Origin of the sequence: Streptomyces sp. NPDC001902, assembly GCF_042891295.1 — a bacterium.
Lineage (GTDB): Bacteria > Actinomycetota > Actinomycetes > Streptomycetales > Streptomycetaceae > Actinacidiphila.
On sequence record NZ_JBIATA010000033.1, the window covers coordinates 21,821 to 37,314 of the forward strand.

Here is a 15,494-nt window from a genome sequence, read left to right on the forward strand (position 1 = left end):
CCGGCCGGAGAAGAACCGGCCGGGACCACGGCGCTCGCGCGTTCCTCCGCTACGGGTTGGTGTTGATGGTGAACGTGGACGTCGTGTTCTTGATGTTCTGGTAGTTGTCGCTCATCGTGAGGTTGTTGAAGGTGACGGAGCCGACCGCGGGTCCCTGTCCCGCCTCCGGCATCTCGTTGGCCCACAGGCCGAAGCCCGACTTGGCGTCGTAGGCGTCACCACTGCGGTGGGCGCCGGTGATGGACACGTTGGTGAGGACCGTGTCCTTGATCGGGTTCTGCGGCTGACCGCCCACGTAGTTCGTCTGGAACATGATCCCGCTGTAGGTCGGGTCCACGATGTCCACGTCGCTGACGCGGATGCCCTGGAAGACCTTCGAGGCGGAGAAGAGCCAGATGCCCGGGAAGGTCTGGCTGCCCCAGAAGTGCCCGCCGCAGCGGACGATGGAGATGTTCTGGAGGTTGGTCGGGTCGGTCCCGAAGCCGTTCATCGGGTAGCCGAAGTCCAGGGAGCTGATCGTGACGCCCGAGTAGACCAGCGTGTCCGCGACGAGGATGTTGCGGAAGGTGTTGGCGTAGCCGCCGTAGACGGCGATGCCCGCGGCGCGCCAGGTCAGCAGAGACGTCAGGTTCTCGTAGAGGTTGTTCTTCTCGTCCGCCCCGCCGGCGTCGATCGCCGAGAAGAGGGCGAAGCTGTCGTCACCCGTGGCACGGGCCTCGATGTTGTCGAGGTGGTTGTCCGTGCTGCCGTTGGTCATGTTGACGCCGTCGGCGAAGGTGTCGCGGATCCGGGAGTTCGTGATGGTGATGTTGTCGGTGTTGGCGCCCCAGTAGAGGCAGACCGTGTGCTCGTTCCAGACGTTGTCGATGGTCATGTTGGCGACGCCCGCGAAGTCGAAGACCTTGCCGGGACCGTCGATGCGCGAGGTGTAGTTGCCGAAGAAGGAGAAGCCCGAGAAGGACGAGCCGTTGGCGGTGGAGTCGGCGCGGAAGCCCGCGTCGGTGTTGGACTGGCTCGTCGGCGTGTGGAAGCGGGTGTACCAGGGGCCCGCGCCGATGATCTTGACGGTCTTGCCGTAGACCTGGAACTTGCTGCCCGTCTCGTAGTCGCCCGGCGGCAGGTAGACGCCCTTCAGGGTGCCCGTGGTGTCCATCCGGGCCTTGTCCAGGGCGTTCTGCACGTCCTGGTGGGTGAACCCGGTCGGCGCGGTGTAGGCCGCGGGGTCGGGGTTGGCGATCGGCGCGACCTGCTCGGTGTTGACGAAGTCGATCGCGTACTGGCTGCCGTTGGCGGCGTCCTTCTGCAGTTTGATCTTCGCCCCGGCCTGCACGGTCGTGCCGAGCATCAGGTTGGCCTCGTCGTAGATGTGGCGGGGATTGCCGTCACCGGGGTTGTTGCCGGGGGCGGTCTCGCTGCCGTACAGCCACGCGTACTTGGAGGTGAGGTCGATGGCCTTGAGGAAGCTGCCGTTGACGTAGACGTTCAGGGTGGAGTTGATCCCACCGCCGCCCGCGGCGTCGGGGATGGAGTAGCGGACGACCAGGGTGTTGGTGCTGGCCCTGGTGGTGAACTCCACCGAGCTGCCGGTGCTGTTCAGCGTGACGGCCTTGCGGCCGGACGCCTCACCGGCCAGGTCGCCGACGGTGCGGTTGGGGCCGACCACGGTGGCGCTCCCGCCGAGGACCCCGTCCTCCGCCTCGTACATGTCGTACGGCATGTTGGCGCCGCGACCGACGAAGAGCGACTGGGTGCTGGTGTTGTTCTGCTGCTTGACCGCCAGTTCGTTCGCGTCGGGCGCGATGACGGTCTTGACGGTGTACTTGCCGTTGGCGGCGGTCCAGGTGCCCAGCGAGACGGGGCTCGTGGTGGCGCCCGCCGCGATGGCGCCGCTGTAGGAGCCGGTCAGCGTCTTGACGACGGAGCCGGAGGTGGTGTCGGTGACCGTGAGGGTGATGCCGTGGGAGCCGCCGGCCGAGGCGACCGTGCCCTGGTTCTTGATCGCCACCGAGAAGGTGACGGTGTTGCCCTTGGCCGGGTTGCCGGGGGACCAGCCGGTGGGGGAGGCGATCAGGTCGGAGCTGTCGACCGGCCTGACGACCAGCGGGGTCGGGCTGTTGTAGGTGTTGTTGGTGTCGTTCTGCTCGATGACGTCCCCGGACTCGTCGACCTTGGCGCTCAGCGGGTAGCTGCCCGCGTCCCGTACCCCGATGTTCGCCGTCACCGTGGTCGAGGCGCCCGCGGCCAGCGCGCCGACCGCGGCGGTGCCGACCTTGGTGGTGCCCAGGTAGAAGGTGACGTTCGTGGCGCCCGAGGCGAGCTCGCCGATGTTGCGCACGGTCGCCGACAGGCTCACCGAGTCCGTCTCGACCGGTGCGCCGGGGGAGACGGACATGCCGGTGACGGTCAGGTCCGGGTTCGGCGCCGGGGTGCCGATCACCTGGAACTCCGCCACCTGGCCCGCGGCCGCACCGCTGTTGGCGGTGAACTGCAGCCGTACGTCGGCGACCCGGGCGCTGACCGGGATGGTCACCGTGTTTCCGGAGGACGGGTTGAAGGTGTAGTCGGCGGCCGCCTTGAGGCTGGTGAAGCCGCTCGCGCCCTGCTCCCGGCCGAACACCTGGACGGTCTGGGTGCGGGTGCCCCAGGCGCTGTCGGGGTTGAGCTTGAGCACCAGCGAGGTGACGTCGGCGTTCGCCCCGAGGGAGACGGTCAGCGTGTTCGGGTAGCTGCCGCCGGCGCCCTCCCAGTAGGTGGTGACGCTGTTGTCGTTGGCGTTGGCCGCGACGAAGTTCTGGGTGCTGGACGACGCCGTGATCGGCTTGCCCACGGCCATGTTGGAGCCGGTGCCGCCCGAGCCGTTGCGGGTGACCGTGGCGCTGGCGACGCTGCGGTTGCCCGCCGCGTCCTTGGCCTTCACGTAGTAGGAGACGGTCGCGGTGTCGGGCTGGCTGTCGGTGTACGTGAGCGTGGTGCCCGACACCGTGGTGCGCAGGACCTCGTTGGCGTAGACCTCGTAGCCGGTGACGCCGACGTTGTCGCTGGAGGCGGTCCACGTCAGCTTGATCTGGCCGGAACCGGGCTGGGTGAGGGTGAGGTTGCCGGGCTGGCTGGGCGCCTGCGTGTCGCCGCCGGAGCCCGTCCGGGTGACGGTGTTGCTGTTGCCGGAGACGTTGCCGGCCGCGTCCTTGGCGCGCACGAAGTAGCTGACGGTGGCGCTGTCGGGCTGGTTGTCGGTGAACGTGAGCGTGCTGCCGGAGACGCTGGTGCGCAGCTCGCCGTTGGCGTAGACGTCGTAGCCGGTGACGCCGACGTTGTCGCCGGCGGCGTTCCAGGTCAGCCGGATCTGGCCGGAGCCGGGCTCGGTGTAGGCCAGGCCGGTGGGCGCGTTCGGCGCGGTGGTGTCACCGGTGGCGGGGCCGTAGACCTCCAGCTCCGACAGCTGCGCGGCGGCCCAGCCGGTGTTGCCCGTGACGTTGACGCGCAGGTAGCGGGTGGTCGTGCTGCTCAGGCTGATCGTGACGGTGTTGTTGTCACCCGGGTTGAAGGTGTAGTCGCGGGACGCCACCAGGTCGCTGAAGGACGAGCCGTTGGTGCTGCCGCGCAGGGACAGCGTCTGCGTCCGTGCCTCCCACGAGGGCGGCAGCTTCAGCACCACCTTGGTAACTGCGACGGAGGACCCGAGGTCGGCCTGGATCCACTGCGGGAAGGCGTTGTTGGCGCTCTCCCAGTAGGTGGTCTGGTTGCCGTCGTTGGCGTTGGCGGCGACGTAGGGTGCGCTGCCGCTGCTCGCGGTCAGGGTGCGGCCCTGGGCGAGGTTGTCGGTGGAGACGGCGGAGCCGTGCACCTCGAGCTCGGAGACCTGGGCGGCGGGCCAGCCGGTGTTGGCGGTGATGTTCAGCCGTACGAACCGGGTGGTGGTGGCCGAGAAGTCGATGGTCACCGTGTTGCCCGAACCGGGGCCGAAGTTCCGCCCGGCCGAGCCGGACAGCGTGGAGAAGGTGGAGCCGTCGGGGCTGCCCTGGACGGCGAAGGTCTCGGTCCTGGCCTCCCAGGAGGCGGGCAGTTTGACGACGACCTGGTCGATGCTGGTGCTGCTGCCCAGGTCGACCTGGACCCACTGCGGGAAGGAGCTGCCCGCGCTCTGCCAGTAGGTGTTCTGGTTGCCGTCGGTGATGTTGGCGACCCCGTACTCGGCGTGGGAACTGCTCGCGGCGGCCGGCGCCCCCGCGGCGAGGTTGGGGCCGCCGGCGGCCGCGGCGGGCAGCGCCGACTGGCCGAGCAGCACCAGGCCCGCCGCGATCACCCCCGCCAGCAGCCGTTGGATGAACCGTTTCCTTGGCATGTCGTCCCTGTGCCTCTCGTCAGAGTTGTTGGTGCCATGACATGTCACATGCGGTACGGCTGCCACGCAGAGAAAATTGCATCGATTGCTTTGGTAATTGCGCGGCCCGAGCCGATAGTTGCAGAGGTGTTTCCGGGCGTCTATGCCCCCGACCGGGCTTTCATCTCACCTGGCATGGGCTTGCGCTGGAGTGTCGTGCAGCCGACAGGGCGTTGCGGAAGCATCGCAAAAACTTGCGCGTCCTACTCCGTGGTGCGCAGTGCCTGGTACATCGACCAGAGGACGGAGACGAGCGGGACCGCCACGACCGCGCCGATGACCCCGGCGGCGATGGCGCCGCCGATGACGGTGAGCGCGACGACCACGGGATGCAGGCGCACCGCCCAGCTCATCACGATCGGATGCAGCACGTGGCCCTCGATCTGGCCGATGACGACGATCAGGCAGACGACGACCGCCGCCACGACGGGTCCGTTCGCGGCCAGCGCCACCACCGCGGCGACCGCCAGCGCGATGGGGGAGCCGATCAGCGGCACGAAGGCGGCGAAGAACTCCAGCAGCGCCAGCGGCAGCGCGAGCGGCACCCCCAGCAGGAACAGGGCGACCCCCACCAGGATCGCGTTGGTCGCCGCCACCAGCACGATCCCGTGCGTGTAGCCGGTGAACGTGCGCCATGCGGCACGGCCGGCCACGGACACCCGGCCGCGCACCGTCCGCGGCAACTGCCCGCAGAACCACGACCACTGCCGGTCCCCCGAGTGGAGGAAGAACACCGAGCAGAACAGCGCCAGCGCGAAGACCGTCAGCACCTCCACCAGGCGCCCGGCGCCGCTCAGCGCGGTGCTGATCAGGGCCGACCGGTGGGTGGACAGCCACTGCCCGACCTTCGACTGGAGGTCGTCGAGCGCCTTGGGGTCGAGCCGGAACGGCGGGGCCTCCAGCCAGCGCTCGATCCGCGCCAGCCCCGCGCCGAACTCGCGCTGCAGCCCAGCCGTCTCGCCGGCGACCACCTCGCCGACCATGGCCAGGATGCCGAACACGACCAGGATGCTGCCGATCAGCGAGACGGCGACGGCCAGCGAACGCGGGATCACGCGGGCGAGCAGATCGGCCAGCGGTCGCAGCATCGCGGTGCCGACCAGCCCGAGGAAGACGGCCACCGCGATCTCGTGGAACCGTCCCAGGGTGGCGAACACGGCGTAGACGACCGCCCCCACGACGAGCAGCCGCCAGGAGTAGGCGGCGGCCGTGTTCAGCGCGGGAAACACCCGGACGCCGGGCCGCCTGGCGGGCCCGCGCACCTCCCGGCGCCCCACGCGGATCCGGCTCCGCCGTCCTCGGGACACCGTTCGCACCTCCCCGTCGAGCCCGCCGTGCGCCCGCGTCCTGCGCGCCTGTCCCTGCTTGCTACCACCGGCGGGGTCCCGGCCAACGCGGCGCAAGCCGCATTCGCCCGAAGGCACCCCCGGGCCGGCGGTGGATCCCCGGGGCGCCCGACTGCTAAATTGGTCTAAACCAGTTAGCGGTCTCCCTCACCAGATCGGCGGTCCCGAAGTGGAAGTCGTCATCGTCCCGGACGCCACCGCAGGCGGCGAACTCATCGCGGGTGCCATCGCGGACCTGCTGCGCCGCAAGCCCGACGCGCTGCTCGGCGTCGCCACCGGTTCGACCCCGCTCCCGGTCTACCGGGCCCTCGCCGGCCTGGCCGGCGAGGGCCGCGCCGACGTGTCGCGGGCCCGGATCTGCCAGCTGGACGAGTACGTCGGACTGCCCGCCGGGCACCCGGAGTCCTACCGCTCCGTGGTGCTGCGCGAGGTCGTCGAGCCCCTCGGCCTCGCCCAGGAGTCGTTCATGGGACCCGACGGCACCGCCGAGGACATCGTCGAGGCGTGCGCGGCGTACGAGCGCACGCTGGCGGCGGCCGGCGGGGTGGACCTGCAGCTGCTCGGCATCGGCACCGACGGCCACATCGGCTTCAACGAGCCGTGCTCCTCGCTGGCCTCCCGGACCCGGATCAAGACGCTGACCGAGCAGACCCGCAAGGACAACGCGCGCTTCTTCGACCGCCCCGAGGACGTGCCGCACCACGTCATCACCCAGGGCATCGGCACCATCCTGGAGGCCCGGCACCTCGTGCTGCTGGCCACCGGCGAGGCGAAGGCCGAGGCGGTCGCCCTGGCCGTCGAGGGCCCGCTGGCGGCGGTCGTCCCCGCCTCCGCGCTCCAGCTGCACCCGCACGCCACCGTCGTCGTCGACGAGGCGGCCGCGTCCAAGCTGAAGCTGGCCGACTACTTCCGGGCCACCTACGCGGCGAAGCCGTCCTGGCAGGGTCTGTGATCCGCTTCGTTCAGGCGCGGGGCGCCGGGGCGGGCGGCAGGAACAGCGTGCCGCGGGCCCCGGCGCGGACGGTCCGCACGGCGACGAGCGCCCATGCCGCCACCAGGCCCGCGTACAGGATCAGCGCCGCCCCCTGGAAGGCCGTCGAGTGCAGCCGCAGCGCCAGCGCGCTCGTCCCGGTCACGCACGTGCCCAGCGGGAAGGTGAAGCTCCACCAGGTCAGGGTGAACGGCAGTCCGCGCCGCGCGGTGCGCACGGTGAGCGCCGCCGCCAGGGCCAGCCACATCATGGCGAACCCCCAGGTGGGCACGCCGTAGAGGTAGCCGAAGACCTCGGCCCCGGTGGCGTAGGGGCGGGGCAGGGCGGTGGGCGCCGCGTGCCCCAGGAGATTGGCCGCCGTGACGGACTGCCCCAGCGGGCCGAGCACGATCCACAGGGTCGGCACCATGGCCGCCGGGCCCGTCTTGTGGCGCACCAGCCGGCCCCAGATCTGCGGGATGATCACCAGGCTCGCGATCAGGCTCATCCCGAACATCGCGTAGCACGCCAGCAGCAGCGTCAGCCGTGCCTGCCCGGCGGGGAGGTGTTGGACGAGGGCGGCCCCGGTGGCGGCGGAGACCATCGGCGGGACGACGGGCATCAGCCAGCCGCCGAACGCCGAGTCGTCGCCCACACGGTGCTCGGTCATCGCACGGTACGGGATCCACACCCAGGTCACCAGGCCCAGCAGGGTGCCCGCCGACCAGAGCACCGCGTCCACCGCCAGGGCCGCGTGCGGCCCGATCCAGTCCGAGCCCAGCGCCAGCGTGCCGGCGCCCACGGTCAGCAGCGCCATCGCCGGGGCCCCCCAGAAGTGCGCCATCACCGGGTGGCCGGCGTGCGCCCGCGCGCGGTCGCGGTACCGGGTCCAGTGCACCGCCCAGCCCGCGGAGAGCGCCACCAGCCAGGCGGCCGCCAGGGCCCATACGACCGTGGCGGCCGTCCGCAGCCCCGGTACGTGCGCCGGGAGCCCGGCCGCCGCCGTGGCGACGATGCCGGTGCCCATCACCGAGGCGAACCAGTTGGGGCCGAGGTCGCGGAACAGCTGGGAGGGGTGGTCCAGCTCCCGCAGCAGCCCGGTGCGCGGGTGGGCGCCGGGCCGGGAGGGAAGGGCGAGCGTCGAAGGCATGTCCGTAGCGTCGCCCCGGCCGGGCACGACCGGTAGGGAGCACTTCCGGATGGGCTCATAGACTGGGCTTATGCCCCTGCCCGAGCGCGTGAGCGACCTGGCGGCGTACGACCTGCTGCTGTCGGTCGCGAGCCTCGGCAGCGTCGGTGCCGCCGCGCGGGCCCACGGCGTCAGCCAGCCGGCCGCGAGCTCCCGCCTCCGGCACCTCGAACGCCGGCTCGGTCTGCAGCTGCTGGAACGGTCACCGCGCGGTTCGCGGCTCACCGAGCACGGCGCGCTCGTCGCGGACTGGGCGCGCACCGCCGTCGACGCCGCAGCCGCGCTGGACGCCGGGGTCACCTCGCTGCGCGGCACCGCGGAGAGCCGGCTGCAGGTGGCCGCGAGCATGACGGTGGCCGAGTACCTCCTGCCGCAGTGGCTGCTCATCCTGCGGGCGGGCGCCCCGCGCACCACGGTCGCGCTGACCGCGGGCAACTCCGAGGACGTGGCCGCGGCCGTCCTGGCCGGCGAGGTGCACCTCGGTTTCGTCGAGGGCCCGGACGTCCCGCGCGGGCTGGTCGCCCAGCCGGTCGCGCACGACGAGCTGACCGTCGTCGTCGCCCCCTCCCACCGCTGGGCGCGCCGCCGGTCCGGCATCGGCGCCGCCGAACTCGCCGCGACACCCCTGGTCAGCCGCGAACGAGGCTCCGGCACGCGCCGCCACCTCGAGCACGCCCTGGCCGAGGGGACGGGGCTCGCGCTCACCGATCCGCTCCTCGAACTCCCCTCCACCACCGCCATCAAGACCGCCGTCGCCGACGGCCTCGCCCCGGCCGTCCTCAGCTCCCTCGCCCTCACCGCGGAACTCGCGAGCGGCAGCGTCGTCGCCGTCCCCGTGGCCGGACTCGACCTGACGCGGACGCTGCGCGTGGTGCGCGCCCGCGGGCGCGACCTGACCGGGCCGGCGCGGGAGCTGGCAGGGATCGCTCGGCTGGGCGCGGTCAGTGCCCGTCAAGGGGTGGCAAGCGCAGGTTCCGCAGGTCGGGCGGGACGGGGGACTTCGGACGGTACAGCGGCGGGACCTCCCCGTCGGCGGCCGCGGCCGGGGCATCACTGAGCCGGAAGCGGTCGCGCACCCGCCCGTAGAAGTCGGTCGGGCCCAGCCGAATCAACCGCAGCCGGTGCCTGGCCTTGTACACCGCGACCCAGTCACCCGGATCGAGGACGCCCCTCAGCTGGCCGTCGATGCTGACCGCGACCCGGCCGGAGCGGGTCAGCACGCGGACCCCCAGGACCTCGTCCGGGGCCGCCACCAGGGTCCGGTCGAAGGCCATGTGCGGCGCGACGGGGGTGAACACGATCGCGTCCATGTGCGGGGAGACCACCGGGCCCCCCGCGGCGAAGCTGTACGCGGTGGAACCCGTCGGGGTGGCCACGACGACCGCGTCCGCGGAGTAGGACGCGAACAGACGGCCCGCCAGGTACACCGCGAGACTGGCCTGCCGGTCCCGGGCGAGCTTCTCGAAGACCACGTCGTTGACGGCGTTGACGGCCATCGGCACGCCCCAGCCCACGTCCTCGGGGTCGCCGGGCCGCACCCGCGGCGGCGGCAGCGCGGGGCCGCGCCCGTACCGCAGCAGGGACTCGATGCCCTCGGGGATCTCCAGCGGCCGGGACGCCCGCAGCGTGAGCGTCATGCGGTCCTCGACGGTCGCCCGGCCCTCGTGCACGCAGTCGAGCGCCCGCTCCACGTCCTCGGTGCACACCTCGGTGAGGAAGCCGACCCGCCCCAGGTCCACGCCCAGCACGGCCGCCCCGCACGCGGCGGCCACCCGCGCGCCGCGCAGGAAGGTGCCGTCGCCGCCGAGGGTCACGATCAGGTCCGGGTAGCCGGCCGTGGCCGCCTCCTCCTGACCGCTGTGGCGGGGCCGGTCCTTGCGCCACACGTCGATCTCCACCGCGGGGACCCCGTGCCGCGCGCACCAGCGGTCGACCGCCGCGGCGGCCTCGCTCGCGTCCTCGCGCGCACCGTGCACGACCATCCCGATCCGGCCCACTGGCATCACGGCCTCCCCGGCGGCGTCCGCTCCGGCGTCATGCCCCCATGGTCCGCCTCCCCGGAGCGCGCGTCGCGTCGGGACACCGCCGTCCCGCCGCCCCGCCGTCGTGCGGCGGCACCCTGGGCGGAGTACCGTTCCGCTGTTCCACTGCTGCAGGGAGGACGAACGTGGAGACCAAGCCCGAGCCGGGTGTCCTCGCCCAGGTGGCGGATCTGATCGGCCGTACGCCCGTCGGGCAGCGCGGAGCACTGTGGCGGCTCGGCGCGGACCGCCGCCAGCTCGACGCCAACGTCATCCGCCTTCCGGCGGGCACCGAGGTCCGGCCGCACGTCGAGGCCGACCTGGACGTCCTGCTGTACGTCGTCGACGGCGGCGGGTACCTGTCGGGCGACGACGGCGGACGCCAGACGACCCTGGCGCCCGGCGCACTCGCCTGGCTGCCCCGCGGCTCCTGCCGCGCGCTGTCCGCCGGCGCCGTGGGGCTGACCTACTTCACAGTGCACGCCCGCCGCCCCGGCCTCACCATCGCCGGGCTCGCCCCCGCGCCGGACGCGGGCGAAGCGGTCTGCCTGCTGCACCGCGTCTGCGCGGACTGCGGCCGCCTGGCCGGCGAGAGCGACGCCCTGTACTGCTCCCGCTGCGGCACCGCACTGCCGCCCCGCTGAGCCCCGTGCGGGGCGGGTCGTCGTACGGGCGGAGGGCGACCGACGGGCCTGCACCGCCTTCGGGCCGTCAGCCACCGAGACGCGGTGCGGGACCAGCGTCGGTTGGGACGCCGGGCAGGTGCGGTGCCCACGTGCCGTAGCCGCTCAGAAGGCGGCCTGCAGGGGCTGCTCGGCCCAGATCGTCTTGCCCTCGCGCGTGTAGCGGGCGCCCCAGCGTTCGCTGAGCTGCGCGACCAGGAACAGCCCGCGCCCGCCCTCGTCCGTCGTCCGCGCCCTGCGCAGGTGCGGGGAGGTGCTGCTGGTGTCGGAGACCTCGCAGATGAGGTGGCTGTCGCGGATCAGCCGCAGTGTGATGGGCCCGCCCGCATAGCGGTACGCGTTGGTGACCAGCTCGCTGACGATCAGTTCGGTCACGAAGGCCGCCTCCTCCAGCCCCCACGTGGCGAGCTGGGACTCCACCAGCGTGCGGGCCCGTCCGGCGGCGGTGGCGTCCGGCGGGAGGTCCCAGGTGGCGACCTGTTCCGGCGCGAGGACGCGGGTCCGGGCGACGAGGAGGGCCACGTCGTCGGCGGCCTCGGTGGAGCTGCGTGCCTTGAGGAGGGTGTCCTCGACGGCGCTGCAGGTCTCCTCCAGAGAGCCGGACGGCGCGGTGAGCGCCCCGCACAGCATCGCGAGGCTGTCGTCGAGGTCGCGGCAGCGGGTGCACAGCAGGCCGTCGGTGTAGAGCGCCAGGATGCTGCCCTCGGCCAGCTCGATCTCGGCAGTCTCGAAGGGGAGGCCGCCGAGGCCCAGCGGCGGGCCCGGGGGGATGTTGACCAGGCTCGCCCGCCCCTCCGGGGTGACGACCACGGGGGGCGGATGGCCGGCCCGGGCGAGCGAGCAGCGCCGGGAGACCGGGTCGTAGACGGCGTAGAGACAGGTCGCGCCGACGACCGGTGGGGCGTTCTCGTGGCTCTCGCGCTGTTCCGAGGCGAGCCGGTCCACGAGGTCGTCGAGGTGCGACAGCACCTCGTCCGGGGTGGGGTCCAGGTGGGCCAGGGTGTGCACGGCGGTGCGCAGCCGGCCCATGGTGGCCGCCGCGTGCAGACCGCGGCCGACGACGTCGCCCACCACCAGGGCGATGCGGAGACCGGAGAGCGGGATGACGTCGAACCAGTCGCCGCCAACCCCGGTGGCGGTGTTGGCGGGCAGGTAGCGGTGGGCCACCTCGGCGGCGGGGTGCCAGGGCACGTCCCCGGGGAGCAGGCTGTGCTGGAGGGTGAGGGCCGCCTGGTGCTGCTGGGTGTAGCGGCGGGCGTTGTCGATGCTCAGGGCCGCGCGGGCGGCGAACTCCTCGGCGAGGGTGAGGTCGTCGGCCTCGAAGGGCTCGCGGCCGCGGGTCCGCCAGAGGCTGATCAGCCCGAGCACGAGCCCGCGGGCGAGCAGCGGCACCACCATCAGGGAGTGCGCGCCGACCTCGCGGGCGGCCCTGGCCCGCACGGGGTCCTCGTCGAGCCAGGCGAGGGCCCGGCCCATGTCCGACTCGAAGACCGGGCGGCCCTCGGCCAGCGACCGCGCCTGCGTCGACCCCGGAGGGATGCGGATGGTGTGCCCCACCGGGTACATGATCTTCTGGGTGTCCGGGAAGACCGACTGGACCGCCGCGCGGCAGACCGTACGGAACGAGTCCTGGGCGGGCTCGTCACCCTGGGGCACGGCCTCCAGCAGGTCGACGGAGGCGCTGTCGGCCAGCCCGGGCACGGCCACCTCGGCCAGCTCGCGGGCGGTGCGGCCGACGTCCAGCGTGGTGCCGATCCGCGCCCCGGCCTCGCTGAGCAGGGCCAGCCTGCGGCGGGCCTGGTAGCGCTCCGTGACGTCCTCGACGGTCTGGGTCACCCCGAGGACGTGCCCATTGGCGTCCTGCATCCGGAACGCCGAGACGGACACGTACAGTTCGCGCTGCGGGTCGCGGCGCAGCCGGCAGGGCTGCTCGGAGAAGATCGAGGACCGGCCCGTCTCGAGCACCCGCCGCAACTGGTGGTCCACGGCGTCGGCGTCCGGCCCGAAGAGGAAGTCCCCCGTGCGCAGGCCCTGGTGCTTCCCCGCGGGGACCCCGCTGAACTTGGTGATCGCCCGGTTCACCCGCAGGAAGGTGAGGTCGGGGGCGTAGACCGCGAGCCCGATGGGGGAACGGCGGAACAACCCCTCCAGCACCCACCGGTCCGTCTCCCACCGGACGACCTCGGCGGCGGGCGCCGCGACCACGTACCACTCGCGGCGCCGGTCCTCCCTCGCGATGGCGCGGACCCGGCAGCCGACCTCCACCCGCCGTCCGTCCCGGTGCAGCACGGGTACGACCCCGAACCAGCCGCCCGCCCGGACGCAGGCCGCGGTGGCGGTCAGGACCAGCTCCAGGTCGCCTGGGTGGAGCAGGAGTTCGGGAGCCGACCGGCCCAGGACGTCCTGGGCCCGGTGGCCGAGCAGCGTCTCGGCGCGGGTGCTCCACCCCACCACGGACGCATGGTCGTCCAGCACCACCGAGGCCGCGGCGTGCACCGAGAACGGGTCCTCCGGTGACTCGCTGAACGTCTTGGCCGGGTTGTCCATCGCTATCACCGTCGCACGTGCGGGAGAAGCGGGCGAGCTGCGTCACCTGGGGTGGTTCTCCGCCGGGGCCCGGGAGGGACGCCCATGGGGGCGTGGTTCCAGTATCGGCCCGCACGGCCGGTCCCGCGTGGCCCGCAGGGCGCCGGCGCCCGCTCAGTGCGCAGGCTCATGGCCGGTGGCGGGGTGGAGCGGCCGGGCCAGCAGGATCGCCACGTCGTCCTGCGCGCCGTGGGGCAGGAGGCGGGCGAGGACGCGGTCGCAGACCCGGGAGAGCGGCTCGCCGGGATCGCGCAGGGCGCGGGCGAGTTGGCGCATGCCCTGGTCGAGGTTGCGGTCGCGGGCCTCGATCAGGCCGTCGGTGTAGAGGACCAGCACACCTCCCGGCGGCAGGAGCACCCGTTCGGTCTGGAAGTCCCGGCGGCCCACGCCGAGGGGTGTTCCGCTCGGGCCGTCCAGGAAGGCGACCTCGTTCCCGGCCCCGGCCACCGCCGGCGGCGGGTGCCCGGCGCGGGCGACCAGGCAGCTGCCGTCGGCCGGGTCGTGGACGGCGTAGACGCAGGTCGCCATCTCGTTCTCACCGACGTCGGCGACGGCCGCGTCCAGGGAGCGGAGCAGCTCGGCCGGGGGGATGTCGTGGCGGGCCAGGGTGCGCACCGTCGTCCGCAGCTGCCCCATGACGGCCGCCGCGTGCACCCCGTGGCCCATGACGTCCCCGATGACCAGGGCGGTCCTGTCGCCGGGCAGCGCGATGACGTCGAACCAGTCGCCGCCCACCTCGTGGTCGCTCGCGGGCAGGTACCGGCCGGCCAGTTCCAGCCCGGGCACCGTGGGCAGCGCGGTGTTGGCGAGGCTGCGCTGCAGGGTGAGGGCGGCGCGGCGCTGGGCGGAGTACATCCGCGCGTTGTCGATGCCGAGCGCCGCGCGGGCGGCGAGTTCGTCGATGAGCAGGTCGTCCTGGTCGTCGAAGGGCTCGCGCCTGCGGGAGCGGGTGACCATCATGATGCCCAGCACCGTGCCGCGGGCCACCAGCGGGACCATGCGGGCGGAGCCGAGGGTGCGCAGGTAGCCGCGCAGCCGCTCGTACTCCGGGCCGGGCACCAGCCGGGGTATGTCGGCCCTGGTGAGCCGCATCGGCCGGCCCTCCACCATGACCTGCTCGTACGCGGACGCCCGGGGGACCTGGTGCGTCATGCCGACGGCCAGGTCCTCGGCGGGCGCCGCCGGATCGGCGAAGGAGACCGCCAGCCGGCGCACCATGCCGTGGGCGGAGGCGGCGGCCTCGTCCGGGTCGAGGACCTCCTCCAGCAGGTGCACGTCGGCGGAGTCCGCCACCCGGGGCACGAGCACCTGCACCACCTCCTCCGCGGTCCGCCGCAGGTCGAGCGTGGTGCCGATGCGGGTGCCGGCCTCGGCGAGCAGGGCGAGCCGCTGCCGTCCGCGGGTGGCCTGGAGCTGGGCCCGCTCCTCGCGGGTGATGTCGATCAGGGTGGCGATCACGCCCAGGCGGCGGCCGCCGCCGCCGAGGAGCGGGGAGAAGGAGCACGACCACACCCGCTCGTTGAGGGGGTCGCCGCCCGTGCGTCCGACGCCCCGGAAGTCCACCACCGGCTCGCCGCGGGCGAGCACCTGGCGCATCACGGTCTCCAGCGCCATGGTGTTGAGCCCGGGGACCACCTCGCTCACCCGCCTGCCGATGTGCTGGGCGGCGGGGACCCCGTTCATACGGGCCAGAGCCTCGTTGACCCGTACGTAGCGCAGGTCGGGGCCGAGCATGGCCAGACCGATCGGGGACTGCGTGAACAGGCCCTCCAGCGCCGCCAGCGAGTCCCGCATGCGCAGCACCGCTGAGGTCTCGGCGGCGATGCCCATCAGCCCGGTGCGCCCCTGCGGGTCGGCGGTGGGGCAGATCCACATCTCCATCGTCACCAGGTGGCCGTCACGGTGGCGTACGGGGAGCGTGCCCACGACCGCCTCGCCCGACAGCACCCTGCGCGTCAGCTCGTCGGCCAGGTCCCAGTTCGCCACGGGGACCAGCAGGGGTGTGGCGCTGCGGCCGAGCACCTCCTGCGCGGTGTGCCCGAAGAGTTCCTGCGCGGCCAGCGACCACTGGGAGATCCGCCCCTCGGAGTCGATCCGCCACATCGCGAGGGGCAGCAGGTCACGGAACACCCCTGCCGGCCCCACCGCCGTCTGGGGCTGACCGACATCCTTCGCCGACTGCTGTATGTCCACCGCGACGACCCATCCCCGGGAACGAGGCGTTCTCATCCGGTCGAGCACCGCCGGTCGCCACCTGGTGGAGTAGACCGGCCAATGTCGCTTATTGTCGGGCAATTCTGACAAAAAAGCCTAACGGA

At 72.8% G+C, this 15,494-nt stretch carries 9 protein-coding genes; 3 read left to right on the forward strand and 6 right to left on the reverse strand.

Annotated features, from left to right (window positions below; genetic code table 11):
- Window positions 1–49 precede the first annotated feature (49 nt).
- Both ACFYYN_RS37025 and ACFYYN_RS37030 read right to left on the reverse strand, forming a co-directional pair.
- Window positions 50–4,342, reverse strand: a complete 4,293-nt coding sequence (locus ACFYYN_RS37025) for a discoidin domain-containing protein (RefSeq protein ID WP_500549239.1) — start codon at window positions 4,340–4,342, stop codon at window positions 50–52.
- A gap of 242 nt (window positions 4,343–4,584) precedes the next feature.
- Window positions 4,585–5,643 carry an AI-2E family transporter gene (locus ACFYYN_RS37030; RefSeq protein WP_500549298.1) on the reverse strand — a complete coding sequence of 353 codons (1,059 nt, stop codon included), beginning with the start codon at window positions 5,641–5,643 and terminating at the stop codon, window positions 4,585–4,587.
- A gap of 253 nt (window positions 5,644–5,896) precedes the next feature.
- Between ACFYYN_RS37030 and ACFYYN_RS37035 the strand changes: the two genes are divergently transcribed.
- The gene (locus ACFYYN_RS37035; RefSeq protein ID WP_500549240.1) at window positions 5,897–6,679 is read left to right on the forward strand and encodes a glucosamine-6-phosphate deaminase; all 783 of its coding nucleotides are present in this window, start codon (window positions 5,897–5,899) and stop codon (window positions 6,677–6,679) included.
- A gap of 10 nt (window positions 6,680–6,689) precedes the next feature.
- Here the strand turns inward: ACFYYN_RS37035 and ACFYYN_RS37040 are convergent, their stop codons facing one another.
- The gene (locus ACFYYN_RS37040) at window positions 6,690–7,847 is read right to left on the reverse strand and encodes a TDT family transporter (protein ID WP_500549241.1); all 1,158 of its coding nucleotides are present in this window, start codon (window positions 7,845–7,847) and stop codon (window positions 6,690–6,692) included.
- A 70-nt stretch (window positions 7,848–7,917) separates the two neighbouring features.
- Here ACFYYN_RS37040 and ACFYYN_RS37045 point away from each other — a divergent pair, with 70 nt between their 5' ends.
- Window positions 7,918–8,943, forward strand: coding sequence for a LysR family transcriptional regulator (locus ACFYYN_RS37045; protein ID WP_500549242.1), 1,026 nt, complete (start codon window positions 7,918–7,920; stop codon window positions 8,941–8,943).
- Here the strand turns inward: ACFYYN_RS37045 and ACFYYN_RS37050 are convergent.
- Window positions 8,828–9,889, reverse strand: a complete 1,062-nt coding sequence (locus tag ACFYYN_RS37050) for an NAD(+)/NADH kinase (protein WP_500549243.1) — start codon at window positions 9,887–9,889, stop codon at window positions 8,828–8,830. The two genes, ACFYYN_RS37045 and ACFYYN_RS37050, sit on opposite strands and share 116 nt — an antisense overlap.
- A gap of 164 nt (window positions 9,890–10,053) precedes the next feature.
- Here ACFYYN_RS37050 and ACFYYN_RS37055 point away from each other — a divergent pair, with 164 nt between their 5' ends.
- Complete coding sequence (locus ACFYYN_RS37055) at window positions 10,054–10,551, forward strand: cupin domain-containing protein (protein ID WP_500549244.1); 498 nt, start codon at window positions 10,054–10,056, stop codon at window positions 10,549–10,551.
- A 144-nt stretch (window positions 10,552–10,695) separates the two neighbouring features.
- Here ACFYYN_RS37055 and ACFYYN_RS37060 read toward each other — a convergent pair whose 3' ends face one another.
- Both ACFYYN_RS37060 and ACFYYN_RS37065 read right to left on the reverse strand, forming a co-directional pair.
- Window positions 10,696–13,137 (reverse strand): SpoIIE family protein phosphatase, encoded by a 2,442-nt coding sequence (locus tag ACFYYN_RS37060; RefSeq protein WP_500549245.1) that lies wholly within the window; start codon window positions 13,135–13,137, stop codon window positions 10,696–10,698.
- A 153-nt stretch (window positions 13,138–13,290) separates the two neighbouring features.
- Window positions 13,291–15,369: a SpoIIE family protein phosphatase gene (locus ACFYYN_RS37065; protein WP_500549246.1), complete on the reverse strand. Its 2,079-nt coding sequence runs from the start codon at window positions 15,367–15,369 to the stop codon at window positions 13,291–13,293.
- Window positions 15,370–15,494: the final 125 nt, after the last annotated feature.

What these genes read in the sequence shown, in the direction of transcription:
- ACFYYN_RS37025 (WP_500549239.1), bottom strand. Translation starts at nt 4,342, where the DNA reads ATGCCAAGGAAACGGTTCATCCAACGGCTGCTGGCGGGGGTGATCGCG.
- ACFYYN_RS37040 (WP_500549241.1), bottom strand. Translation starts at nt 7,847, where the DNA reads ATGCCTTCGACGCTCGCCCTTCCCTCCCGGCCCGGCGCCCACCCGCGC.
- ACFYYN_RS37045 (WP_500549242.1), top strand. Translation starts at nt 7,918, where the DNA reads ATGCCCCTGCCCGAGCGCGTGAGCGACCTGGCGGCGTACGACCTGCTG.
- ACFYYN_RS37050 (WP_500549243.1), bottom strand. Translation starts at nt 9,889, where the DNA reads ATGCCAGTGGGCCGGATCGGGATGGTCGTGCACGGTGCGCGCGAGGAC.
- ACFYYN_RS37060 (WP_500549245.1), bottom strand. Translation starts at nt 13,137, where the DNA reads ATGGACAACCCGGCCAAGACGTTCAGCGAGTCACCGGAGGACCCGTTC.